At 69.7% G+C, this 24,294-nt stretch carries 25 protein-coding genes; 17 read left to right on the forward strand and 8 right to left on the reverse strand.

Going from position 1 to position 24,294, the window contains the following annotated elements; translation table 11 throughout:
• Nucleotides 1–54: 54 nt before the first annotated feature.
• From H0523_RS05170 to H0523_RS05180, 3 genes are all read right to left on the reverse strand, one after another.
• Entirely contained in the window at nt 55–435 is a 381-nt protein-coding gene (locus H0523_RS05170; RefSeq protein ID WP_054429017.1) for a DUF4156 domain-containing protein, read from the reverse strand.
• Between the two features lie 88 nt (nt 436–523).
• Nucleotides 524–757 carry a helix-turn-helix domain-containing protein gene (locus H0523_RS05175; RefSeq protein ID WP_054429018.1) on the reverse strand — a complete coding sequence of 78 codons (234 nt, stop codon included), beginning with the start codon at nt 755–757 and terminating at the stop codon, nt 524–526.
• Complete coding sequence (locus H0523_RS05180) at nt 757–1,416, reverse strand: hypothetical protein (RefSeq protein ID WP_054429019.1); 660 nt, start codon at nt 1,414–1,416, stop codon at nt 757–759. Before H0523_RS05180 ends, H0523_RS05175 begins: the two co-directional genes overlap by 1 nt.
• 95 nt (nt 1,417–1,511) lie before the next feature.
• On the opposite strand from H0523_RS05180, the gene H0523_RS05185 reads away from it, so the two are divergent.
• Nucleotides 1,512–1,745 (forward strand): hypothetical protein, encoded by a 234-nt coding sequence (locus H0523_RS05185; RefSeq protein ID WP_054429020.1) that lies wholly within the window; start codon nt 1,512–1,514, stop codon nt 1,743–1,745.
• 6 nt (nt 1,746–1,751) lie between these two features.
• Here H0523_RS05185 and H0523_RS05190 read toward each other — a convergent pair whose 3' ends face one another.
• Together H0523_RS05190 and H0523_RS05195 are read right to left on the reverse strand one after the other, a co-directional pair.
• Nucleotides 1,752–3,344, reverse strand: coding sequence for an EAL domain-containing protein (locus tag H0523_RS05190; RefSeq protein ID WP_306670187.1), 1,593 nt, complete (start codon nt 3,342–3,344; stop codon nt 1,752–1,754).
• Between the two features lie 89 nt (nt 3,345–3,433).
• A complete protein-coding gene (locus H0523_RS05195; protein WP_054429022.1) occupies nt 3,434–4,036 on the reverse strand; it encodes a TetR/AcrR family transcriptional regulator in 603 nt (200 codons plus the stop codon).
• A gap of 229 nt (nt 4,037–4,265) precedes the next feature.
• Between H0523_RS05195 and H0523_RS05200 the strand changes: the two genes are divergently transcribed.
• Genes H0523_RS05200 through phbB form a run of 7 tightly spaced genes read left to right on the forward strand, consistent with a single transcriptional unit; the run spans nt 4,266 to nt 13,487 of the window.
• A complete protein-coding gene (locus H0523_RS05200; protein ID WP_054429023.1) occupies nt 4,266–5,786 on the forward strand; it encodes a PHA/PHB synthase family protein in 1,521 nt (506 codons plus the stop codon).
• A 3-nt stretch (nt 5,787–5,789) separates the two neighbouring features.
• A complete protein-coding gene (locus H0523_RS05205; RefSeq protein ID WP_180180031.1) occupies nt 5,790–7,259 on the forward strand; it encodes an efflux transporter outer membrane subunit in 1,470 nt (489 codons plus the stop codon).
• 16 nt (nt 7,260–7,275) lie between these two features.
• Nucleotides 7,276–8,343: an HlyD family secretion protein gene (locus tag H0523_RS05210; RefSeq protein ID WP_054460401.1), complete on the forward strand. Its 1,068-nt coding sequence runs from the start codon at nt 7,276–7,278 to the stop codon at nt 8,341–8,343.
• Nucleotides 8,343–11,102: a ribosome-associated ATPase/putative transporter RbbA gene (rbbA, locus tag H0523_RS05215; RefSeq protein WP_054429026.1), complete on the forward strand. Its 2,760-nt coding sequence runs from the start codon at nt 8,343–8,345 to the stop codon at nt 11,100–11,102. The genes H0523_RS05210 and rbbA overlap by 1 nt, the downstream gene beginning before the upstream one ends.
• A gap of 3 nt (nt 11,103–11,105) precedes the next feature.
• Nucleotides 11,106–12,233 (forward strand): ABC transporter permease, encoded by a 1,128-nt coding sequence (locus tag H0523_RS05220; RefSeq protein WP_054429027.1) that lies wholly within the window; start codon nt 11,106–11,108, stop codon nt 12,231–12,233.
• A 44-nt stretch (nt 12,234–12,277) separates the two neighbouring features.
• Complete coding sequence (locus tag H0523_RS05225; protein WP_054429028.1) at nt 12,278–12,751, forward strand: hypothetical protein; 474 nt, start codon at nt 12,278–12,280, stop codon at nt 12,749–12,751.
• Nucleotides 12,741–13,487 (forward strand): acetoacetyl-CoA reductase, encoded by a 747-nt coding sequence (gene phbB, locus H0523_RS05230; RefSeq protein WP_054429029.1) that lies wholly within the window; start codon nt 12,741–12,743, stop codon nt 13,485–13,487. Before H0523_RS05225 ends, phbB begins: the two co-directional genes overlap by 11 nt.
• A gap of 64 nt (nt 13,488–13,551) precedes the next feature.
• Here phbB and H0523_RS05235 read toward each other — a convergent pair whose 3' ends face one another.
• Nucleotides 13,552–14,448, reverse strand: a complete 897-nt coding sequence (locus tag H0523_RS05235; RefSeq protein ID WP_054429030.1) for a LysR family transcriptional regulator — start codon at nt 14,446–14,448, stop codon at nt 13,552–13,554.
• Nucleotides 14,449–14,594: 146 nt separating this feature from the next.
• Here H0523_RS05235 and H0523_RS05240 point away from each other — a divergent pair, with 146 nt between their 5' ends.
• Nucleotides 14,595–15,533, forward strand: a complete 939-nt coding sequence (locus H0523_RS05240) for an EamA family transporter (protein WP_054429031.1) — start codon at nt 14,595–14,597, stop codon at nt 15,531–15,533.
• On the opposite strand, the gene H0523_RS05245 is transcribed toward H0523_RS05240, so the two are convergent.
• A complete protein-coding gene (locus tag H0523_RS05245) occupies nt 15,448–16,359 on the reverse strand; it encodes a LysR family transcriptional regulator (protein WP_054429032.1) in 912 nt (303 codons plus the stop codon). The two genes, H0523_RS05240 and H0523_RS05245, sit on opposite strands and share 86 nt — an antisense overlap.
• Nucleotides 16,360–16,472: 113 nt before the next feature.
• Between H0523_RS05245 and H0523_RS05250 the strand changes: the two genes are divergently transcribed.
• The 8 genes from H0523_RS05250 (at nt 16,473) to H0523_RS05285 (ending at nt 23,172) form a co-directional block, all read left to right on the forward strand.
• Complete coding sequence (locus H0523_RS05250) at nt 16,473–17,210, forward strand: SDR family NAD(P)-dependent oxidoreductase (protein ID WP_054429034.1); 738 nt, start codon at nt 16,473–16,475, stop codon at nt 17,208–17,210.
• Between the two features lie 58 nt (nt 17,211–17,268).
• A complete protein-coding gene (locus tag H0523_RS05255; RefSeq protein WP_054429037.1) occupies nt 17,269–17,487 on the forward strand; it encodes a tautomerase family protein in 219 nt (72 codons plus the stop codon).
• A gap of 305 nt (nt 17,488–17,792) precedes the next feature.
• Nucleotides 17,793–19,229 carry a cytochrome ubiquinol oxidase subunit I gene (locus H0523_RS05260; RefSeq protein ID WP_054429039.1) on the forward strand — a complete coding sequence of 479 codons (1,437 nt, stop codon included), beginning with the start codon at nt 17,793–17,795 and terminating at the stop codon, nt 19,227–19,229.
• Between the two features lie 4 nt (nt 19,230–19,233).
• Nucleotides 19,234–20,241, forward strand: coding sequence for a cytochrome d ubiquinol oxidase subunit II (cydB, locus tag H0523_RS05265; protein ID WP_054429041.1), 1,008 nt, complete (start codon nt 19,234–19,236; stop codon nt 20,239–20,241).
• On the forward strand, nt 20,241–20,381 hold the full coding sequence (locus H0523_RS05270; protein WP_082404317.1) for a DUF2474 family protein: 141 nt from the start codon (nt 20,241–20,243) through the stop codon (nt 20,379–20,381). Before cydB ends, H0523_RS05270 begins: the two co-directional genes overlap by 1 nt.
• A gap of 25 nt (nt 20,382–20,406) precedes the next feature.
• Nucleotides 20,407–21,816, forward strand: a complete 1,410-nt coding sequence (locus H0523_RS05275) for an aminotransferase-like domain-containing protein (RefSeq protein WP_054429043.1) — start codon at nt 20,407–20,409, stop codon at nt 21,814–21,816.
• A 102-nt stretch (nt 21,817–21,918) separates the two neighbouring features.
• A complete protein-coding gene (locus tag H0523_RS05280; protein ID WP_054429045.1) occupies nt 21,919–22,641 on the forward strand; it encodes a hypothetical protein in 723 nt (240 codons plus the stop codon).
• A 54-nt stretch (nt 22,642–22,695) separates the two neighbouring features.
• On the forward strand, nt 22,696–23,172 hold the full coding sequence (locus tag H0523_RS05285) for a hypothetical protein (RefSeq protein ID WP_054429046.1): 477 nt from the start codon (nt 22,696–22,698) through the stop codon (nt 23,170–23,172).
• 60 nt (nt 23,173–23,232) lie between these two features.
• On the opposite strand, the gene H0523_RS05290 is transcribed toward H0523_RS05285, so the two are convergent.
• Nucleotides 23,233–24,210: a Bug family tripartite tricarboxylate transporter substrate binding protein gene (locus tag H0523_RS05290; RefSeq protein WP_054429049.1), complete on the reverse strand. Its 978-nt coding sequence runs from the start codon at nt 24,208–24,210 to the stop codon at nt 23,233–23,235.
• Between the last annotated feature and the right edge of the window lie 84 nt (nt 24,211–24,294).

Consider the following 24,294-nt stretch of genomic DNA (forward strand, 5'->3'; position numbering starts at 1 on the left):
GCCCGCCGCGGCGATGGCGCGGTTGCTGGCCGCGCCAGTCCCTTCCCCTACGCGCTAGCCGCAACGATAGACGTTGCCCGACAGCGTGACGTTGGTCTGTTCCTGGTGGTCCTTGCCGCCCGTCTGCCCGGCGCGCTGCGTCAGCAGGTAGACCACATTCCCCCCCAGCGCCGCGGCGCGGTTCTTCAGGTCGTTGCGCGCGCCCGTCTCCAGGTCGGCGTTGGAGGTGATCGCTCCCGCCAGGAAGTTGCCCTGGCTGCCGGTGACATCGCCCAGGAACGCACAGTCCTTGCCGGGCTCGTTATGGGTGATGCGCACGTTGGCGGCGGCGCCGGGCGCCAGCGCGGTGGGCGCGCAGGCGGCCAATGGCACGGCGCAGGCCAGCAGGGAAACGACGCGCGGCGCGGCGCGGGCAATCGCAAACAGGACAGGCATGACGACAGGCATCCATCAAAGGGACGTGGGGAATCCTGCGCGCGGGTGGCCCCCGCGCGCAGGGCGGTGAAAAATCGGGAGGGTCCGGTCAGTCGGCGCCGGCGTCGTCCGGCGGCGCGCCGGGCTGGTACTCGAGCAGGTCGCCAGGCTGGCATTGCAGCACTTCGCAGATGCGTTCCAGCGTGTCGAAGCGCATGCCCTTGACCTTGCCCGACTTGAGCAACGACAGGTTCGGCTCGGTGATGCCGATCTCCTGGGCCAGCTGGCGCGCCTTCATCTTGCGCTGCGCCAGCATCACATCCAGCCTTACGACGATGGCCATCAGATGAATCCCCGGTTCTCTTCGGCGACATGGGCCGCCTCTTCCATGGCCCAGGCCAGCGAGAACAGCAGGCCGCCCAGCAGGGCCAGCAGGATGTCGCTGACGTCGATGTCGATCAGCATGTGCCGCCCGCCCGGCCCGTTGGCCAGCGTCAGGGCCAGCACCAGCACGGTCTTCAACACCGGCACCGCCACGCTGAAGGCCGTGACCAGCGCGGCGATGCCGCGCAGGCGGCGCGCGGTGGCGACGGTGAGCACGTCGCCGCGACCGAAGTCGGTGAACATGGCGTAGGCATGCGCGATGCCCCGCAGCGCCAGGCCGGCGAGCACGCCGAACAGCGCGAAGCCCAGCACGCGGTAGCCGAAGCCCAATTGCAGGCGCGGCGCGTTCAACGTCGGCGACAGGCTGATGCGCAGGGCCTCGCCATCGGTCGGCGTGGGCGACGGCGTCACGCCCAGGAACGAATAGATGCCGCGAGCCAGCACCGCCTCGGACGTGAAGAACCACATGCCGATCATCGCGGCGACCAGCAGCACCGCCGCGGCGATGAGCAGGCCGCGCATCCAGCGGGACAGGCCGCGAATGCGTTCAAGCCGGTTGCGGGCCTGCCTGGCGGGGGCCTTCTGCCGGGCGGTAGGGGGTGTCAGCGCTGCAGCCACGGGGTCTCCAGAACACGTTGCGAGGGTCATAAAGTTGCTGTAGTGTAGCAACAAATTATCGTAAAACAATAATTTTTTATCCTAAGAGGTAAATCATGCGGCTTGCCCTCGCGCTCGCCTCGCTACTCGTCGCGCTGCTGCTTGTCTCGCTGGCCCTGCCGGATGCCTGCGGCGACTGTGCGCCGGCGTCGGCCTGCCGCGGCGACGACGACGCGCAGTCGCCGCGCGTCGCCGCCGTCTGGTCGCTGAGCCATCGCTTTTCGCTGTTGAACCTGCCGCGCCTGTCGTTCCCGTCGCCGCGCGAGGCGCCCCGCATCTGCTGGAGCTAGCGCGCGTCACGCGGGTTCCGGCGCGCCCGCATCCGCCACCGGCGGCCGCGCCGCGTTCTCGGCATACCAGCGGACAAAGTCGGCCGAACGCATCGGCCGCGCGAACAGGTAGCCCTGGATGAAGGCCACGCCGCGCGCCGTCAGGTAGGTGAACTGCTCCGGCATCTCGACGCCCTCGGCCACCACGGCCAGGCCCAGCCGGTGCGACAGCGTGATGATCACGTCGAGCACGGGCGTTTCCTCGCCGCCGGGCTCGATGGCCTGCACGAACCCCTTGTCGATCTTGAGATAGTCGACCGGGAATTTCTGCAGGTACGACAGCGAACAATGCCCCGTGCCGAAATCGTCGATGGCCACGAACACGCCCTGTTCGCGCAGCGTGTCGATGTTCCTGCGGGCCTGGCCGCTGTCCGAGATCAGGCTGCGCTCGGTGATCTCCAGCACCATCAGCGACGGCCGGATGGCGCTCCGGAAGGCCTGCACGTCCTCCACCAGCGCGGGGCAGGACAGGTGTTCCGGTGCCACGTTCACGGCGATGTGGAAATCCGGCGGCGTGGCCCAGCCCTGCATGTCGCGCTGGATCAGCTTGAGCAGGTGCTGCGTCAGCGGCACGATCATGTTGTCGGCCTCGGCCGCCGCGATGAAGATGTCCGGCCGCACCGGGCCCACGCCCGGCCGGGTCCAGCGCATCAACGCCTCGACGCCTTCGCAGCGGCCGGTGCGGTTGCCGTACACCGGCTGGTATTCGACGTGGAATTCGTCGGCCGCCATCGCGCGGCGCAGTTGTTCCTTGAACGATTGCCGGCTCACCTGCAGGCGATAGGCGCCGAACGCCAGCAACGCGCCGCACAGCAGGGCCACCGGCAGATATCCCACCAGCAATTGCTGCCAGGCGCGCACCACCGCCTCGGGCGGCGCCATCACGCGGATGGCGAGATCGCCGCGCCCGGCGACCGAATGCGTCGATCCGGCCATCTGCTCGAGCCCCGCCGCCGACCAGCCATCGTTGTGGATCGGCGCGCCATTGCCCAGCCTGACCTCCACTTGATAAGCGCCCAGCGACGAGACCGCGTTGAGCACGTCCTGCACATAGCGGCCGTCCACCACCACCACGCCGCCGCGGCCGTCGCCGCCGGCCATGCCCAGCAACAGGGCCGGCCGGTCCGGCGCCAGCGGCGTGCCGGCCACGCTGGTGAACCATTGCGTCGGCGGCGTGCCGACGGGCCAGCGATGGAACACGCCGGAGTCGTAGTCCACCTCGCCCAGCGCGGACGAACAGTAGATGTGCGTGCGCTCGACCAGCAGCAGGGAACGGAAATAGGGATTGAGCGTGCCCCAGCGGTACAAGTCGGGACGCGCCTCCTCGCAGGATCTGGCCGCCAGGTCGGTGACCCGCGGCAGGATGTCCAGCGCGCGCGCCAGTATCTGCTCGGTCTGGACCCGCACGATCTGGGCCGCCGTGGCCGCGTCGGCGCGTTCGCTGCGCTGCGCGTGCAGCCAGGTCCAGGCGACGCAGGCGAGCACGGGCAACACCAGGGCCAGGGCCACGGGGAAATAGCGCCAGGACGGCACGCGAACCGTCATTCCGGAGGTAGGCACATGGTCCTCGCAGCTTCAGTCGTTGGGGAGTTACGCAAGGATACAGGGCGGCGCGGCGCCGCGCATCCGGCCGGTCACCCGGACCGCCACTACAGCAACCCACAGATCAACGCCACGTGGGCCTCGCGCCGTTCCGGCAGGTTCAGGCGCTCGTCCGGCCCCAGCAGGATCGCCATGAAGATGGCGTGGACCACCGGCGACAGCAGCAGCCACGGATGGCGCAGCGCGGCGCCGTCGCCGCACAGGCCGCGCTCGCGCGCCAGTTGCAGCAGGTGGGCGATATCGGCCTGGTGGGCGTCGGCGGTGTCCTGGCGCCAGCGCCGCGCCAGGTGCGGCACGCGGCCGCTTTCGGCCAGCAGCAGGCGCATGGCGGTGATCATGGCCGGATTGGCCAGGCTGGCGTGCAGGTGGTTGACGAGGCGTTCGGCCAGGTGCCGGGGCGTGGCCGAGCCCTCGACCAGGGCGCGGGCGTCCAGCCGGGGCGGACTCAGGTAGCGCGCCAGCAGCGCCTCGAACACCTCTTCCTTGCTGGCGAAATGCGCGTACAGGCCGCCCTTGGACAGGCCGGCGCGGGCGGCGATGTCGTCCATCCGGGCGCCGGCATAGCCGGCGGCCGAGAATTCCTGTAGCGCGGCGTCGAGGATCTGCCCGACGCGCACGGTTGGGGGGAGACGCTGACGTTGCGTGCTCATCACCACTGCTCCCTGTGCGAATTGGCGCGCGGTGTCGCCACCGGCCAACGCATCCATTAAAAACCGACCAGTCAGTCGCTAACTTGATTTTGATCAAGGATTGCGCAGGACGGCGGCGGCACAATGGTTACGAGGTCGGATCTGTCCGACGCCGAGCCACAAGCCCGGTTGCGCGACGATCCGCCCCCCACCCGCGGCACTCCCGCCGCCCGTGCGCCTCGGAGCCATCATGCCGAACAAGCCCCCGCCAGTCCCCCAGCAGGTTGCGGCGCACGCAGGCCGGTTCGATGACGACGCCTGGCGGCAGTGGCCCTATGCGCTGTGGTCGCAGGGCTTTCTGCAGGCCCAGCGCGGCTGGGACGCGTTTGCCCGCGCTCTGCCCCTGGCCGATGACCATCAACGCGCGCTGGCGGCCTTCGCGGCGCGCCAGTGGCTGGAGCCGCTGGCCCCCGACAATATTCCCTGCGCCAATCCGCTGGTGCTGCGCCAGACCGTCCGCGAAGGCGGCGCCAACCTGCTGCGCGGCGCGCGCCATGCCTGGGAAGACGGCCTGCGCCAGCTGGGCGGCCTGCCGCCGGCCGGCGCCGAACATTTCCGCCCCGGCCGCGAAGTGGCGACGACGCCCGGCCAGGTGGTGCTGCGCAACCCGCTGGCCGAGCTGATCCAGTACCGCCCCACGACCGCCCGGACCCGGCCCGAGCCGATCTTCATCGTGCCGGCCTGGATCATGAAGTACTACATCTTGGACCTGTCGCCCCACAATTCGCTGATCGCCTATCTGGTCGGCCAGGGCTACACGGTGTTCTGCGTGTCCTGGAAGAACCCCACGGCGGCCGAGCGCGACCTGGGCATGGACGACTATCTGCGCCTGGGCGTGCGCGAGCCGCTGGCGGCGATCGAGGCGATCGTCCCCGGCGCGGCCGTGCATGCGATGGGCTACTGCCTGGGCGGCACGCTGCTGGCGATGGCCGCCAGCGCCATGGCGCGCGACGGCGACCGGCGCCTGGCCAGCCTGACGCTGCTGGCGGCGCAGACCGATTTCAGCGAACCCGGCGAACTGGGGCTGTTCATCGACCCGTTCCAGGTCGCGCTGCTGGAAGCGCAGATGGCGGCGCTGGGCTACTTCCCGGCGCAGCAGATGAGCGGCGCGTTCCAGCTGCTGCGCTCGCAGCAGCTGGTGTGGTCGCGCATGACTTCGGAATACCTGCTGGGCCAGCGCCGCCCCATGACCGACCTGCAGGCCTGGAACGCCGACGCCACCCGCATGCCGGCGCGCATGCATAGCGAATACCTGCGCCGCCTGTTCCTGGACAACGACCTGGCCGCGGGCCGCTACCCGGTGGAGGGCCGCGCGGTGCAGCTGCGCGACCTGACCCTGCCGACGTTCTGCGTCGGCACCGAGACCGACCACGTGGCGCCATGGCGTTCGGTCTACAAGCTGCACGACCTGTCGCCCGCGCCGCTGACCTTCGTGCTGACCAGCGGCGGCCACAACGCCGGCATCGTCAGTGAACCCGGCCATCCGCGCCGGCGTTTCCGCAGCCTGCTGCGGCCGGCCGGCGACGCGGCGCTCGCGCCCGACGACTGGCTGGCGGCGGCGACCGCGCACGCGGGCTCCTGGTGGCCGCATTGGCGCGCCTGGCTCGATGCGCTGTCCGGCCCGCCCGCCAGGCCGCCCGCACTGGGCGCCGCGCGCAAGGGCTATCCCCCGCTGGGCGAAGCGCCCGGCGTCTACGTAATGGAGAAATGAGTCATGACCCGCCGTCCCCTTCCGCCCTGGCGCGCCGCCCGATTGGCGCCGGCCGTCCTGGCCGTGCTGCTGGCGCAGGGTTGCGTGTCCATGGCCCCGCCCTATGCGCGTCCCGACCTGCCGGTGGCCGCCGCCTACCCGGAGCAGGCCGGCGCCGACACCGCCACGCGCGACGCGGCCCGCATCGGTTGGCGCGACTACTTCGCCGACCCGGCGCTGCAGGGTCTCATCACCGACGCGCTGGCGTACAACCGCGACCTGCGCACGGCGCTCTTGCGGGTCGAGGAAGCGCGCGCGCTCTACGGCATCCAGCGCGCCGACCAGTTCCCCACCCTTGGCGCGCAGGCCGACGGCACCCGCGGCCGCCCCCCCGGCGACCTGAACCTGACCGGCCAGCCGCAAGTGGCCAGCCAATACCAGGTAGGCCTGGGCATGGCGACCTGGGAACTCGATTTCTGGGGCCGCGTGCGCAGCCTGAAGGACGCCGCGCTGGAAAACTACCTGGCGTCCGACGCCGCCGCCGAGGCCGCCACGCTGAGCCTGGTGGCGCAGGTGGCCGACGGCTACCTGTCGCTGCGCGAACTGGACGAACGCCTGGCGCTGACGCGCGAGACCATCGCCTCGCGCGAGGAATCGCTGCGCATCTTCCGCCGCCGCTACGAAGTCGGTTCGATCTCGAAGCTGGACCTGACCCAGGTCGAGACCCTGTGGCAGCAGGCCCGGGCGCTCGGCGCCGATCTGGAGCGCGAACGCGCCACCCAGGCCCACGCGCTGGAGCTGCTGACCGGCAAGCCGCTGGCGCTGCCGCTGCCGCAAGCCGGCCTGGATGACGACAGCGTGATGCGCGACCTGCCCGCCGGCCTGCCCTCGGACCTGCTGGCGAACCGCCCCGACATCGTCGCGGCCGAACACCAGCTGCGCGCGGCCAATGCCAACATCGGCGCGGCCCGCGCCGCCTTCTTCCCGCGCATCACGCTGACCGGCGCCTTCGGCACCGCCAGCGCCGAACTGGACGGCCTGTTCGGCAGCGGCAGCCGCGCCTGGAATTTCGCGCCCAGCATCGACCTGCCGATCTTCGACGCCGGCCGCCGCGGCGCCAACCTGGACCTGGCCGAAGTGCGCCGCGACCAGGCCGTGGCCGGCTACGAACGCGCCATCCAGAGCGCGTTCAAGGATGTCGCCGACGCGCTGTCGGCGCGCCGCTGGCTGGCCGAACAGGTGCAGGTGCTGCGCGCCACCGTCGCCGCGCAGGCCGAGCGCGCGCGCCTGGCCAAGCTGCGCTACGACCATGGCGCCTCGCCCTACCTGGAAGTGCTGGACGCCCAACGCGACCTGCTGGCGGCCCAGCAAACGCTGGTGCAGACGCGCCGCGCGCTGCTGTCGGCCCGGGTCGGCCTGTACGCCGCGCTGGGCGGCGGCACGCAGGCGCCCCCCGCCCCCCAGGCTGCCGCCCCCGCCGCCCCGAGCCGATAAACACAGGACCCGCACCATGAAGCTGCCTACCCGAAAACTGATTCCCGTCCTCGCGATCCTGGCCCTGGCCGTCGCCGGCTACTACGGCTGGCGCATGCTGTCCGACACCGGCCCCGGCGCCGGCTTCGTCAGCGGCAATGGCCGCATCGAGGCCACCGAGGTCGACGTCGCCACCAAGCTGGCCGGCCGCGTGCAGGACGTGCTGGTGGCCGAGGGCGACTTCGTCGCCGCCGGCCAGCCGCTGGCCCGCATGCAGATCGACACGCTGCAGGCGCAGCGCGAGGAAGCGCGCGCCCAGCACCAGCAGGCCATCAACAACGCCGCCAGCGCCAGCGCCCAGATCGCGCAGCGCGAGAGCGACAAGCTGGCCGCCGAGGCCGTGGTGGCGCAGCGCGAAAGCGAGCTGGACGCCGCGCGCCGGCGCCTGGCGCGCTCCGAGACGCTGTCCAGGGAAGGCGCCTCGTCGATCCAGGAACTGGATGACGACCGCGCCCGCATGCGCAGCGCGCAGGCCGCCGTCAACGCCGCGCGCGCCCAGGTCAAGGCGGCGCAGGCGGCCATCGACGCGGCCAAGGCGGCCCAGGTGGGCGCCCAGTCCGCGGTCAACGCCGCGCTGGCCACCATCGCCCGCATCGAGGCCGACATCACCGACAGCGAACTGCGCGCGCCGCGCGACGGCCGCGTGCAATACCGCGTGGCGCAGGCCGGCGAAGTGCTGGGCGCGGGCGGCAAGGTGCTGAACATGGTCGACCTGGCCGACGTCTACATGACCTTCTTCCTGCCCGAGCAGGCCGCCGGCCGCGTGGCGCTGGGACAGGACGTGCGCATCGTGCTGGACGCCGCGCCGCAATACGTGATCCCGGCCAAGGTGTCGTTCGTGGCCAGCACCGCGCAGTTCACGCCCAAGACCGTCGAAACCGCCACCGAGCGCCAGAAGCTGATGTTCCGCGTCAAGGCGCAGATCGATCCCGAACTACTGCGGCAGCACCTGCAACAGGTCAAGACCGGCCTGCCCGGCGTGGCCTGGCTGAAGCTGGACGGCGACGCGCAATGGCCCGCCAACCTTGAAGTCAAGGTGCCGTGATGACCGCGACCACGACAGCCTCCCCCGCCCCGGTGGTCAAGCTGTCGGGGGTGACGCTGCGCTATGGCAAGACGCTGGCGCTGGACGACATCTCCCTGGACATCCCCGCCGGCCGCATGGTGGGCCTGATCGGCCCCGACGGCGTGGGCAAGTCGAGCCTGCTGGCGCTGGCCGCCGGGTCGCGCGCGGTGCAGGCCGGCACGGTCGAGGTGCTGGACGGCGACATGGCCAGCAAGGCGCACCGCGACGCGGTCTGCCCGCGCATCGCCTACATGCCGCAGGGCCTGGGCAAGAACCTCTACCCGACCCTGTCGGTGGAAGAGAACCTGCAATTCTTCGGCCGCCTGTTCGGCCACGGCGAGGCCGAGCGCCGCCGCCGCATCGACAGCCTGACGCAAAGCACCGGCATGGCGTCGTTCCTGTCGCGGCCGGCCGGCAAGCTGTCCGGCGGCATGAAGCAGAAGCTGGGCCTGTGCTGCGCGCTGATCCATGACCCCGACCTGCTGATCCTGGACGAGCCCACCACCGGCGTCGACCCGCTGGCGCGGGCGCAGTTCTGGGACCTGATCAACGACATCCGCCGCGACCGCCCCGGCATGAGCGTGATCGTCGCCACCGCGTACATGGACGAGGCCCAGCGCTTCGACTGGCTGATCGCGATGGACGCGGGCCGCGTGCTGGCCACCGGCACGCCGGATGCGTTGCGCCAGCGCACCGACACCGACACGCTGGAAGCCGCCTTCATCGCGCTGCTGCCCGAGGAAAAGCGGCGCGGCCACAAGCCCGTCGAGATCCCGCCGCTGACGCTGGACGACGACGCCGTCATCGCCATCGAGGCGCGCGACCTGACCATGCGCTTCGGCGACTTCGTCGCGGTCGATCACGTCAACTTCCGCATCCGCAAGGGCGAGATCTTCGGTTTCCTGGGCTCGAACGGCTGCGGCAAGTCCACCACCATGAAGATGCTGACCGGCCTGCTGCCGGCCAGCGAGGGCAAGGCCTGGCTGTTCGGCGCCGAGGTCGACCCGCGCAACATCGACACGCGCCGCCGCGTCGGCTACATGTCGCAGGCGTTCTCGCTGTATGGCGAACTGACGGTGCGGCAGAACCTGGTGCTGCATGCGCGGCTGTTCCACGTTCCCGAGGCCGAGATTCCCGGCCGGGTCGACGAGATGGCGGCGCGCTTCGACCTGGGCGACGTGCTGGACGAACTGCCCGAGAAACTGCCGATGGGCGTGCGCCAGCGCCTGTCGCTGGCGGTCGCGATGGTGCACAAGCCCGAGCTGCTGATCCTGGACGAACCGACCTCGGGCGTGGACCCGGTGGCGCGCGACAATTTCTGGCGCCTGCTGATCGCGCTGGCGCGGCGCGACCAGGTCACCATCTTCATCTCGACCCACTTCATGAACGAGGCGCAGCGCTGCGACCGCATGTCGCTGATGCACGCGGGCAAGGTGCTGGTCAGCGCCGCGCCCGACGAGATCACGCGGATGCGCGGCGCCAGGACGCTGGAAGAGGCCTTCATCGCCTATCTGATCGACGCCGGGGCCGGCACCCAGCCGGGCCAGGCCCAGACAGAGGCGGAAGCGCCCGCGCCGGCCGCCGCCCCGGAGCCACCGGCGCACGAGACCCGCGGCGTCAGCCTGCAGCGCACCTTCAGCTACATGTGGCGCGAGGCGCTGGAACTGCGCCGCGACCCGGTGCGCGCCACGCTGGCGCTGGCCGGCTCGCTGCTGCTGATGTTCGTGATGGGCTTTGGCATCAGCCTGGACGTGGAAGACCTGCGCTACGCGGTGATGGACCGCGACCAGACCACGCTGAGCCAGAACTACAGCCTGAACCTGGCGGGCTCGCGCTATTTCATCGAACAGCCGCCGATCAGCAGTTACCAGGACATGGACGCGCGCATGCGCAGCGGTGAACTGTCGCTGGCGATCGAGATTCCGCAAGGCTTCGCGCGCGACGCCGAGCGCGGCCGCAACGCGCAGGTCGGCGTCTGGATCGACGGCGCCATGCCGCAGCGCGCCGAGACCATCCGCGGCTACGTGCTCGGCATGCACCAGGGCTGGCTGCAGCAGCAGGCGCGCGAACGGCTGGGGGCCGGCGCCACGCAGCAGGTCGGCATCGAGACGCGCTTTCGCTACAACCCGGACGTGCGCAGCCTGCCGGCCATGGTGCCGGCCGTGATCCCGCTGCTGTTGCTGATGATGCCGGCGATGCTGACGGCGCTGGCGGTGGTGCGCGAGAAGGAGCTTGGCTCGATCATCAATCTGTACGTCACGCCGGTGACGCGGCTGGAATTCCTGCTGGGCAAGCAGGCGCCCTACGTGGCGCTGGCGATGCTCAACTTCCTGCTGATGACGCTGCTGGCGGTGACGCTGTTCGGCGTGCCGATCACCGGCAGCTTCCTCACGCTGCTGGCGGCCGCGTTGATCTACAACGTGGTCGCCACCGCCATCGGCCTGCTGGCCTCGACCTTCACGCGCAGCCAGATCGCGGCGCTGTTCTTCACCATGATCGGCACCCTGGTGCCGGCGGTGCAGTTCGCCGGCCTGCTCAACCCGGTGTCGTCGCTGGAAGGCGCCGGCAAGCTGATCGGCCAGGTCTACCCCGCCACCCACATGCTCACGATTAGCCGCGGCGTGTTCAGCAAGGCGCTGGATTTCTCCAACCTGCAGGGCTCGTTCTGGCCCCTGCTCGTCGCGATCCCCGTGATCCTGGGCGCCTCGGTGCTGCTCTTGAAGAAACAGGAGACCTGAACCATGCCGCGACATACCGCCAATATCTTCCGGCTGGGCGTGAAGGAACTGTGGAGCCTGGCGCGCGACCCGATGATGCTGGTCCTGATCTTCGTGTCGTTCACGCTGATGATCTACACGGCCGCCACCGCCGTGCCCGAGTCGCTGCACAACGCCGCGATCGCGGTGGTGGACGAGGACGCCTCGCCGCTGTCGGCGCGCATCACCTCGGCCTTCTACCCGCCGCACTTCACCCGGCCAGAAATGATCACCTCGGCCGAGGCCGACGCCGGCATGGACGCCGGACGCTACACCTTCGCCGTCAACATCCCGCCCAACTTCCAGCGCGACGTGCTGGCCGGCAAGCCGGCCGAGATCCAGCTGAACGTGGACGCCACCCGCATGAGCCAGGCGTTCACCGGCAGCAGCTACATCCAGCAGATCATCACCGACGAGATCAATGAATTCGTCAAGCGCTACCGCAAGCCGACCGAGCTGCCGGTGGACCTGGCCGTGCGCATGCGCTTCAACCCCAATCTGACGCAGGCCTGGTTCGGCAGCCTGATGGAGATCATCAACAACGTCACGATGCTGTCGATCATCCTGACCGGCGCGGCCCTGATCCGCGAGCGCGAGCACGGCACCATCGAGCACCTGCTGGTCATGCCTGTTACACCGACCGAGATCATGCTGGCGAAAGTCTGGTCCATGGGGCTGGTCGTCCTGGTGTCGGCTGCGCTATCGTTGACATTCGTCGTGCGTGGCCTGCTGCAGGTGCCGGTCGAGGGATCGGTGGCGCTGTTCCTGGCCGGGGTGGCGCTGCACTTGTTCGCGACCACCTCCATGGGCATCTTCATGGCCACCCTCGCACGCAGCATGCCGCAATTCGGCATGCTGCTGGTGCTGGTGCTGCTGCCGCTGCAGATGCTGTCGGGCGGCACCACGCCGCGCGAAAGCATGCCGGATTTCGTGCAGAACATCATGCTGGCCGCCCCCACCACCCATTTCGTGGAACTCGGCCAGGCCATTCTTTTCCGCGGCGCGGGCTTGAGCGTCGTGTGGCAGCCCTTCCTGGCGCTGGCGCTGATCGGCAGCGTCCTGTTCGCCTTCTCGTTGACCCGATTCCGCAAGACCCTCAGCCAGATGGCGTGAGGCCTGTGCATTCGTTGCCCCTTACCACTCTCTTAAAAGGACGCATGATGAAGAAGACAACCGCCCCCACGCCCCAGGACCTCGCCGGCGCCAACGCCGCCTATTGCCAACGACTGGGCGAGCTGGCGCGCGAAAGCCAGCAGCGCTGGCTGCAGCTGGGCCAGCGCCTGGCCAGCGACGGCACCGGCCAGTACCTGTCGACCCTGGCGCCGCTCAAGCTCGACGGCAACTGGCAGAACATCGCCCCCGCGCTGGGCGAGGTCACGCGCAAGCAATGGCAGTGCCAGCTCGAGGCCAGCCAGGCCATCACCCACGCCGCGCTGGAAGACCAGGCGGCGCTGGCCGCCGGCGTCAGCGAAGCCGTGAGCGGCTGGCTGCGCAACGCCTCGGCCGCGGCCAGCGGCGGCCTGACCGACTCGCCGCTGACACGCATGTGGTCGTCGTATTGCGACCAGATGACCTCGGCCTGCTCGGCCATGCGCGAAGCCAGCCAGTTCGGAGCCCGCCATGGCGACTAAACGCACCGCGCTCATCACAGGCGGCGCGGGCTGCCTGGGCCGCGCCATCGCCCGGGCCCTGCACGACGCCGGCCACGACGTCATCGTCACCTGCCATTCCAGCGAAGCGGCCACGCGCGAATGGCTCGACGAAGAGGCGGCCGCCGGCCGCCGCTACGACATGGTCAAGGTCGACGTGGCCGACTACGACGCCTGCCAGGCGCTGGCGCGGCGCCTGGCCGACGACGGCCGCGAGATCGACATCCTGATCAACAACGCCGGCATCACGCGCGACGCCAGCCTGCGCAAGATGAGCTACGAGAACTGGAACGACGTCCTGCGCAGCAACCTGGACTCGATGTTCAACATGACGCAGCCCCTGTGCGGGCCGATGGCCGACCGCGGCTGGGGACGCATCGTCAACATCTCGTCGGTGAACGGCTCCAAGGGCGCCTTCGGGCAGACCAACTATGCCGCGTCGAAAGCCGGCATCCACGGTTTCACCAAGGCGCTGGCGCTGGAGCTGGCCAGGAAGAACGTCACGGTCAACACCGTGTCGCCCGGCTACCTGGCCACGCGCATGGTCAAGGCCGTGCCCGAGGACGTGCTCAAGGAGAAGATCCTGCCGCAGATTCCGCTGGGCCGGCTGGGCGAGCCCGACGAGATCGCCGCGCTGGTGGCGTTCATCTGCAGCGACGCGGCGGCGTTCATGACCGGCAGCAATGTCGCCATGAACGGCGGCCAGCACATGTATTGACGCGCGCCGGGCGACGGGCGGCGGCGCGATGCCGCCCGTCGCCCGGCCTGTCGCCCCGCCGGCCTCACGCCGGCGGCGGCGCCAGTTCCTCGACCAGGAAGTCCACCAGCGCGCGCACCTTGGCCACCATGTGACGCCGCGACGGGTACACCGCGTACACGTCCGTCTCCACCGGCGTCCAGTCCGGCAGCACGGCGCGCAACGTGCCGCGCTCCAGGTCGTCGCGCACATACACCCGCGGCACCAGACTGACGCCGAATCCGGCCCGCAAGGCATCGCACACCGCCAGGCTGGAACTGACCTTGTAGCGGCCGCGCGCCGGGATGCGCTCGACCTGCGCGCCGCGCCGGAAGGTCCATTCGTCCGCATGCCCCGACAGCGTGAAGCGCACGCACTCCAGGCGCCGCAGGTCGGCGGGCTGCGCCGGCTCGCCATGCTGGTCGAAGTACGCCGGCGCGCCGCACAGCACGTGTTCCAGCGCCATCAGCTTGCGCGCCACCAGGCTCGAATCCTCCAGCCGGTCGCTGCCGCGGATGGCCACGTCGAAGCCTTCCTTGACCAGGTCGATGCGGCGGTCCTCCAGATGCAGGTCGAGCGACAGGCGCGGGTAACGCGCCAGGAACCGGGGCATGGCGGCCGACAGCAGCGTCAGACTCAGCGACATCGGCGCGCTGACCCGCAACGTGCCGCCGGGCTCCTGCTGCAGCGGACCCAGCGCCTGCTCGGCGTCGCGCAGATCGTCGAGGATGCGGGCCACCTGCTCGTAGTACTGCCGCCCCGCCTCGGTCAGGCTCATGCGGCGCGTGGTGCGGTTCAGCAGCCGCGCCGCGACGTGCGCCTCGAGCTCGGCGATGTTCTTGCTGACGGCCGCGGGCGACAGGCGCAACTGGCGCGAGGCCGCGGCGAACCCGCCCTGCTCGACCACCTGGCGAAAGACCTTGAGCGCGGTGAGATGATCCATGGGACGGCCCTTTTTTTATTTACTGCCAGTGAATGATGTCGCGACCGGAATCGATATTATCGTTCGATGGCGATTCAATTAGCCTGTCGGTATCGAAGCCGCCGGCCCGCCCTCCCTGGCGCCAGCCGGCCTGAAGGAATCCCGCCATGTCCCGCAGCGCCGACCTGCTCCTGACCGCCGCCGCCCCCGCCATCTGGGGCAGCACCTATGTCGTCACTACCCTGATGCTGCCGCAGGGCTATCCGCTGACGGTGGCGATGCTGCGGGCGCTGCCCGCCGGCCTGCTGCTGTTGCTGGCCGTGCGCCAGCTGCCGCACGGCATCTGGTGGCTGCGCACCGCGATCCTGGGCGCGCTGAACTTCTCCGTGTTCTGGGCGCTGCTGTTCGTGGCCGCCTACCGCCTGCCGGGCGGCGTGGCCGCGACCCTGGGCGCGATCCAGCCGCTGGTCGTGATCCTGCTGGCGCGCGCCTTGCTGGGCACGCCGGTGCGCGGACTGGCGGTGCTGGCGGCGCTGGCCGGCATCGGCGGCGTGGCGCTGCTGGTGCTCGGCCCCAAGGCGGCGCTGGATCCGGTGGGCGTGGCCGCCGGGCTGGCCAGCGCCGCGTCGATGGCGCTGGGCACCGTGCTGAGCCGCCGCTGGCAGCCGCCGGTGTCGGCGCTGACCTTCACTTCGTGGCAGCTGACGGCGGGCGGCGTGCTGCTGCTGCCGGTGGCGCTCCTGGCCGAACCCGCGCTGCCGCCGGTGACCGCGCTCAACGTGCTGGGCATCGCCTACCTGGGGCTGATCGGCGCGGCGCTGACCTACGTGATCTGGTTCCGCGGCATCGCGCGCCTGGAGCCCGCCGTGGTGTCGTCGCTGGGCTTCCTGAGTCCGGTCTCGGCGGTGCTGCTGGGCTGGGCCCTGCTCGACCAGCGCCTGAGCGCGGCGCAGATGGCCGGCATGGCGATCGTGGTGGGCAGCGTGTGGTTGAGCCAGCGGGCGCAGCGCCGCGCGACGCTCACTGGCGCAGGCGCTCCAGCAGGAAATCCACAAACGTCCGCACCCGCAGCGACACGTGGCGCACATGGGGATAAAGCAGGGTGAACGCGCGCGAAGCGCCGCCGAATGCCTGCATGACTTCAACCAGATCGCCGCGCCGCAGGTCTTCCCGTACCGAGAAGCGATAGGCCTGGAACAATCCGGCGCCATGGCGCGCCAGGCTGACCCCGCCCAGCACGTCGCCCGAACAGCTGGTGCCGCCTGCCGTCGGCACCTCGATCTGTCGGCCATCGCGCATGAAGATCCAGGGAATGTTGCGACCGGTGCTGGGCAGTTCGAACTGGATGCAGTCGTGCTCCCGCAGATCGTCCAGGGTGCGCGGCGTGCCCGCCCGCCGCAAATAGCCGGGCGCGGCGACCAGCACCATCTCCGCGTCCTCGAGCTTGCGCGCCACCAAATTGGAATCGGGCGGCAGGCGTCCCCGGATCGCCAGGTCGTAGCCTTCCTCGGCAAAGTCAATGTTGCGGTTGCTGATGTGGACATCGACCTGCACCAGCGGGTAGCGCTGGCGGAACTCGCCCAGCAGCGGCAGCACGCGATGATGCGCGTAAGGCGTGGGCAGGCTGATGCGCAGCTTGCCGGCCGGCTCGGCCTGCTGGCCGGTCACTTCGCGCTCTGCTTCGTTCAGCAGGGCCAGGGCCGAACGGCATTGCTCCATGTAGCGCTGGCCCGCCGCGGTCAGGCGGATCTGCCGCGTGGTGCGCACGAACAAGCGCACGCCCAGCCGTTCTTCGAGCCGCGACACCGACCGGCTGACCGCGGCCGGCGTCACCCCGGCGGCATTGGCGGCGGCGGTGAAACTCTGCAGTTCGGCCGCCAGGCAGAACAGTTCGACACTGCCCAGCATCAGGTCTTCGAAACGGCGTTGCATGGCAGGCCCCTATTCATTACACGGTGTATTCATTGATTTGATATTTGGTGTGTTTATCACGTTTCGAGTCATAAGTAGAGTGGCGCTACCCCCTCTTATCTCGGAGTCCACACATGTCCAAGCAACCCAAGACCATCATCGTGACCGGCGCCTCCAGCGGCATCGGCCTGGCCATCGCCCGCGCCTATCTGGAGCGCGGCGACAACGTCGTGGGCAATGCCCGCAGCGCCGAGCGCCTGGCGCAGGCCGCCCGCCAGCTGGGCAATCCGCCGCGTTTCCTGGGCGTGGCCGGCGACATCGGCCACCCCGACACCGCGCGCGCCCTGTTCGACCGCGCCACGCAGGCCTTTGGCAAGGTCGACGTGCTCGTCAACAATGCCGGCATCTTCATCGCCAAGCCGCTGGGTGAATACACCCCCGACGACGCCGACGCGCTGTTCGGCACCAATCTCAAGGGCTTCTTCTACCCGTCGCAGCAAGCCGCCGCCCACATGGCCGCCCACGGCGGCGGGCACATCGTCAACATCACCGCCAGCATCGCGCTGCAGCCGCAGCAGCAGGTGCCGGCGCTGCTGCCGGTGCTGGTCAAGGGCGGCCTGAACCAGGCGACGCAGGCGCTGGCGCTGGAACTGGCGCCGCACAATATCCGCGTCAACGCCGTCGCCCCGGGTATCATCGAAACGCCCATGCATGACGGCGGCGACACGGATTTCCTGGACCGCCTGTCGCCGTCCGGCCGCCGCGGACACACCAGCGACGTGGTCGATGCGGTGCTGTACCTGACCGACTCGTCGTTCACGTCCGGCGCCATCGTCCCCGTCGACGGTGGCGCCGCGGCCGGCCGCTGGTAAGCCCGTTGACCCGCCCCGCCGGCGCGCGCGCCGGCCTATCCCGCATCGAGGAATCCGCATGCCTTACATCAACATCCAGATCACCCGCGAAGGCGCCACGCGCGAGCAGAAAGCCGAGCTGATCAAGGGCGCCACCGACCTGGTGGTGCGCGTGCTCGGCAAGGACCCGCAAGCCACGTTCGTGGTCATCGAGGAAGTCGACACAGACAGTTGGGGCGTCGGTGGCGAAACCGTCACGGCGCTGCGCCAACGGCAACGCGCCGCGCCATCGACTTGAACGGTCCGACCTGGCGCCGGGTGCACTCTCCAGCCGGCCGGATCAAGCGGCGCAGCTTCATTGCTGCGCCGCTTTTTTTGTAACGCCATGATCTGGCCCTTTCATGCCGTTGACGCGGTTTCCCCTGTGGCGATGCGGTCCCGGATCCACCCACGCCCCAAACTGATCCGCTTTTTTCAGCGTCGTCTGAATCTGTACTGCACAGCGCCGCCGGCCTATCTTGGCGCTACAGGCATCGGCCTGTCCGCGCACGCCGCCCGTTGGCGGCAGGATCGCGCGGGCCTTGAAGTCAGGAATCACCCGCCATGGATAGCGACGCGTTACTGCTTGCCCGAATACAGTTCGGATTCACCATTTCCTTCCACATCATCTTTCCGGCCATCACCATCGGCCTGGCCAGCTACCTGGCCGTGCTCGAAGGCTGCTGGCTGCGCACCCGCAACACCGTCTACCGCGACCTCTACCACTTCTGGACCAAGATCTTCGCCGTCAACTTCGGCATGGGCGTGGTGTCCGGACTGGTGATGGCGTACCAGTTCGGCACCAATTGGAGCTTCTTTTCCGATTTCGCCGGCAGCGTCACCGGGCCCCTGCTGGCCTACGAAGTGCTGACCGCGTTTTTCCTGGAGGCCGGCTTTCTCGGCGTGATGCTGTTCGGCTGGTCGCGCGTGGGCCCGGGCCTGCACTTCTTCTCGACCATCATGGTGGCGCTGGGCACGCTGGTGTCGGCCACCTGGATCCTGGCGTCCAACAGCTGGATGCAGACCCCCGCGGGCTACGAGATCCTGGACGGCCGCGTGGTGCCGACCGACTGGCTGGCGGTGATCTTCAACCCCTCGTTCCCCTATCGCCTGGCGCACATGGGCATCGCCGCATTCCTGGCCACCGCGCTGATGGTGGGCGCGTCCGGCGCCTGGCACCTGCTGCGCGGCGACCGCAGCCCGGCGGTGAAAAAGATGTTCGCGATGGCGATGGCCATGCTGGCGATCTCGGCGCCGCTGCAGGCGGTGGTGGGCGACTTCCACGGCCTGAACACGCTCAAGCACCAGCCCGCCAAGATCGCCGCGATCGAGGGCCATTGGGACAACGAACCGGGCGCGGGCGTGCCGCTGACGCTGTTCGGCATTCCCGACATGGAACGCGAAGAGACCCGCTACGCGCTCAACGTGCCGCGCCTGGGCAGCCTGATCCTCACGCACAGCTGGGACGGCCAGTTCCCCGGCCTGAAGTCGTATCCGCGCGAGGACCGGCCCAACGCCACCGTGGTGTTCTGGTCGTTCCGCGTGATGGCGGGGCTGGGCATGCTGATGATCCTGCTGGCGGCCTGGGCGCTGTGGGCGCGCTGGCGCGGCCGGCTGTACCAGTCGCGCGCGCTGCAGCGCTTCGCGCTGTGGATGGGGCCGTCCGGGCTGGTGGCCATCCTGGCCGGCTGGTACGTGACCGAGATCGGCCGCCAGCCCTGGGTCGTCTATGGCGTGATGCGCACGGCCGACGCCGCCACCCGCCACGGCCTGGGCGAACTGACGCTGACGCTGGCGCTGTTCGTGGCGGTGTACCTGTTCGTGTTCGGCGCCGGCGTGTCGTACATGCTGCGCCTGATCCGCATGGGGCCGACGCCGGCGCCCGGCCACGCGCCGCTGTCCGGCGGCCCGGGCGAACCGCGCCAGCCGTCGCGGCCGCTGTCGGCCGCGTCCACCTCGGCGGACGCCACGTCCGCGCAACCTGGATTCAAAGGAGCCTGACGCCATGGGCATCGACCTTGCATTGATATGGGCCGTCATCATCCTGTTCGGCGTGATGATGTACGTGGTGATGGACGGCTTCGACCTGGGCATCGGCATCCTCTTTCCGCTGATCGCCGACGCCGAGGAGCGCGACGCCATGGTCAACACCGTCGCCCCCGTGTGGGACGGCAACGAGACCTGGCTGGTGCTGGGCGGCGCGGGGCTGCTGGCCGCGTTTCCGCTGGCGTACTCGGTGATCCTGAGCGCGCTGCACCTGCCGCTGGTGTTCATGCTGCTGGGGCTGATCTTCCGCGGCGTGGCGTTCGAGTTCCGCTTCAAGGCCGACCCGCGCCACCGCGCGCTGTGGGACCGCGCCTTCGTGCTGGGCTCGCTCTGCGCCACCTTCTTCCAGGGCGTGACGCTGGGCGCCTACATCGAAGGCATCCCGGTGGTCGACCGCGTCTACCAGGGCGGGCCGTGGGACTGGATCAGCCCGTTCTCGCTGTTCACCGGCGCGGGCCTGGTGGTGGCGTACGCGCTGCTGGGCTGCACCTGGCTCATCATGAAGACCGAGGGCCGCCTGCATCGCCACATGTGCGCGCTGGCGCGGCCGCTGACGCTGGCGCTGCTGGCGGTGATCGCCGCGCTCAGCCTGTGGACGCCGCTGGCGCAGCCGCATATCGCGCAGCGCTGGTTCAGCCTGCCCAACATGTTCTGGTTCCTGCCGGTGCCGCTGCTGGTGGCGGCCGCCGGCATCGACCTGATGCGCCGCGTGCGCGGCGCGCCGGCCGCGGGGCCGTTCGTGCTGGCGCTGTGCCTGGTGTTCCTGGGCTACAGCGGCCTGGGCATCAGCATCTGGCCCGCCGTGATTCCGCCGGACGTGTCGATCTGGACCGCGGCCGCGCCGCCGCAGAGCCTGGGCTTCGCCCTGGTCGGCGCGCTCGCCATCATTCCGATTATCCTGATGTACACCGCCTGGTCCTACTACGTGTTCCGCGGCAAGGTGCGCACCGGCGAGGCGTTTCACTGATGGCCGCGCCGACCTCCCTGCCCTCCTGGCGCGGCCGGCTGCTGTGGCTGCTGTTGATCTGGGCCGGCGGCGTGGCGTCGCTGGGCCTGGCCGCGGGCGCGCTGCGGCTGGTGATGCGCGCCATCGGCATGTCGACCTGAACCGCCGTCTTCCCCGGATCCCCTTATGAAGCGCTATGAACGGTTGACCGAAGAAATCACCGCCTCGATCCTGTCCGGCCTGCTGCAGGCGGGCGACCGGCTGCCCTCGGTGCGCCAGACCAGCGCCAGCCGCGGCGTCAGTCCGTCGACGGTGTTCAAGGCCTACTACCTGCTGGAAGCGCGCGGCCTGATCCGCGCGCGCGACCGCTCGGGCTACTACGTGCTGCGCGCCTCGCAGGCCACGCTGCCCGAGCCCGACGACCTGTCCAGCGCCGCCGCGGGCCGCCATCCCGTCGATGTCAGCGACAACGTGCTGCAGGTGCTCAACGCCACCTTGCGGCGCGACATGCTGCCGTTCGGCTCGGCCTTTCCCAGCCCGTCGCTGCTGCCCTATGGCCGGCTGGCGCGCTACATGGCGACCACGGTGCAGCAGCTGGACCCGTGGGGCTCCATCGACGATCTCAGCCCCGGCGACCCGGCCCTGCGCCGTGCCATCGCCCTGCGCTACCTGGCCGACGGCCTGACGGTGCCGGTGGACGACATCATCATCACCAACGGCGCGCTCGACGCGCTCAACCTGTGCCTGAGCGCGGTCACGCGGCCCGGCGACGCGGTGATCGTGGAATCGCCCACGTTCTATGCCGCGCTGCAGTCGCTCGAACGCAACCAGCTGCACGCCATCGAGGTGGCCACGCATCCGCGCGAAGGCATCGACCTGCGGGCGCTGGAACAGGCCATCGTGCAACACCAGCCGCGCGCCTGCTGGCTGATGACGACCTTCCAGAATCCGCTCGGCAGCCTCATGCCCGAGGCCAAGAAGGAAGCGCTGGTCAGGCTGCTGACGCGCCACGGCGTGGCGCTGATCGAGGACGACGTCTACGGCGAACTGTATTTCGGCGCCAACCGGCCGCGGCCGGCCAAGGCCTTCGATGCCGACGGCATGGTGATGCACTGCTCGTCGTTCTCGAAGACGCTGGCGCCGGGCTACCGCGTCGGCTGGGTCGCGGCCGGGCGCTACACCCGCGCCATCATGCGCAACAAGCTCACCACCAGCCTGGCCACCGCCGCGCCGACACAGGCGGCGATTGCCGCCTACCTGGCCCAGGGCGGCTACGACCGCCACCTGCGCCAGTTCCGCCAGACGCTGGCCTTGCAGCAAGGCGAGATGCTGCAGGCGGTGGCGCGCTACTTTCCCAAGGGCACGCGCGCCACGCGGCCGCTGGGCGGCTACTTCACCTGGGTCGAACTGCCCGCGCACATCGACACCTTGCGCCTGCATCGCGCGGCGCTGGACCACGGCATCAGCATCGCGCCAGGGCCGCTGTTTTCATCGTCCGGCGCGTTCGGCAACTTCCTGCGATTGAATTGCGGCCACCCCTGGAACGCGGAGATGGAGCAAGGCATGGCGACGCTCGGCAAGCTCATGGCGACATGAAATCCGCCATATTGATACAGATGGAAACCCCGCCCCGGCGCCCATCCCTTAGAGTGCGAAGCCTTCAACATCAGGACGGTGCCGCGTCGCGGCGCGTTGCTCATGACGGCTTCCTTTCCCCGTGTTCTACCGCGCCATGCGCTGGGTTGCTACCTCGGCGCGGCCGCGCTGCTGTACCTGTTCAGCGCGCAGCTGCTGGCCATCATTGACATCTGGCTGCTGCCGCGCGGCCTGCTGGTCGAGATGCTGCGCTATCGCGCCATGTGGCTGGTCTTCTTCCTGACGCTGCCCACCGTGGGCTACCTGCTGTGGCGCGGTTCGGACCTGGTCGCCTGGTGGCGCGCGCCCGCCGCCCTGACGCTGGATGACCGCGCGCTGCACCTGGGCGCACGCACGGTGGCGTTCAGCGACATCGCATCGCTGCGTCATCGACACAATCGCGATCATCTGCTGCTCACGCTGGCCAACGGCGAACGCGTGCGCTTGCGCCTGGCTATCTGGGAAGGCGCCGACGAACTGCTGGAGCTTCTGGACGCGCGCGTCGGCGGCGATCTCGAAGCCGACGCCCGGCGCCGCATCGATGCCGGCGCCACCGTCGCCTTCGGCGCCCTCGGCATGAACGCGGCCGGGCTGGTGCACAAGGGCCAGCAGATTCCGTGGACGGCGATCGACACGATCCGCACGCAGTCCGACAGCGAGGGCATGGAGACCGACGAAACGCTGATCATCGTCGCGCAGGGCAAGACCCACAAGATCGACCGCTCCCGCATCGACAACGAGCCCGTGATGCTGGCCTGTCTGCAGCGCTACCTTCCCGCCGCCTGACTCCCGACTCCCGCCCTTCGTGGCGGCCTCTCATCCCACCTCCGCAGCCTCGACATGGAAATCTACAGCTCCGCCTCGCACCAAGCCCAAACGCTGGCCGACCGTCCGGTGTACTACTCGCGCAACCGCCTCATCGCCGGCGCCGTCATCTGGACGGTGGGCGCGGTGGCGTTCGGCGCCCTGGCCGCCCGCGCCCGCGGCAATCTCGGCGGCATGGCGTTCTTCGCGGCCATCGCCGCCATCGGCGTATGGCTGGTGATCCGCTGCCTGATGCGCGCCTTCGGCCCGGCCCAGCCGGTGTTCACCTTCACCCGCGAAGGCTTGCGGGTGAAGGACGGCACCGTCATCCCGTGGCAGGCGATCAACGAGAACACCTACGTCAACCAGACCTACGTCGGCATCCCCACCGCCCGCCAGATCCAGTTGAAGACCTCGCTGCCGGACCGCAAGCGCGTGCTGATCCAGGCGATGGCGCTGGAGATCAGCGGCGACGAATACCTGGCCTTGTGCGACGCCTACCAGGCGCGCTGAACGGCCAGCCGACGCGCTTCTAGCGGACAAAGGCCCACGGGGGCTTGTCCGCCTCGCGCCTCAATTGGCGGTCGCGCCGGAGTCCTTGACCGCCTGCGCCCACGCCGCGATCTCCTGGCCGATGAACGCGGTGAACGCGGCGGTATGCAAGTTCGACGCCTGCGCGCCCTCTTCCATCAGGCGCTGCCTGACCGCCGGCGCCGCCAGCGCGCCGCCCAGGGCCTCATTCAACCGCGCCACCACCGCGTCCGGCGTGCCCGCCGGCGCCACCACGCCATGCCACGACAGCGCCTGGAAGCCCGCCAGGCCTGATTCCGCCATGGTCGGGATCTCGGGCAACGCCGGCGAGCGCTGCGGCGAGGTCACCGCCAGCGCGCGCAGCGTGCCTGCCTTCACGTGCGGCAGCACGCCCGGAATCGTCGTGAACATGAAGTCGATCTGGCCGCCGATCAAATCGGTGATGGCCGGGCTGCCGCCCTTGTACGGCACATGCGTGAACTGCAGGCCGGCGGCGCGCTTGAACATCTCGCCGGCCAGGTGGCCCGGCGTGCCGGCCCCGGCCGATCCCATGTTGCTGCGATCGCCCCGCGCCTTGACGTAAGCGATCAGCTCGGACACGGTGGCGGCCTTCACGTTAGGGCCGACCACCAGCACGTTGGGCACGGTGGCCAGCAGCGTGACCGGCGTGAAGTCCCTGACGGCGTCATACGAAATGCGCGAGTACAGCGACGGGTTGATGCCATGCGTGCTGGCGGTCGCCAGCAGCAGCGTATAGCCATCGGGCGCGGCCGATGCCACCTGCTTGGCGGCGATGGTGCCGTTGGCGCCGCCCTTGTTGTCGATCACGATGGTCTGCCCCAGCGTCTTCGCCGCCTCGGCCGCCACCGTGCGGGCCAGGATGTCGGAGGTGCCGCCGGCCGAATGCGGCACGACCAGCGTGATGGGCTTGGCGGGATAGGTCTGCGCGTGCGCGGCCGGCAGGGCCGGCAGCAGACAGGCGGCGGCGAATGCCGCATGGGCAAGGCGATAAGGGAACATGCGAGTCTCCTGAGGATATTGGAATCGCGGCGCCTTCGAGGACGCCGTCATGCACGGGCCGGCCGGGCGGTGGCCGCCGCGCGG

It is taken from the genome of Achromobacter insuavis, assembly GCF_902859645.1.
In the GTDB taxonomy this organism is placed as follows: domain Bacteria; phylum Pseudomonadota; class Gammaproteobacteria; order Burkholderiales; family Burkholderiaceae_B; genus Achromobacter; species Achromobacter insuavis.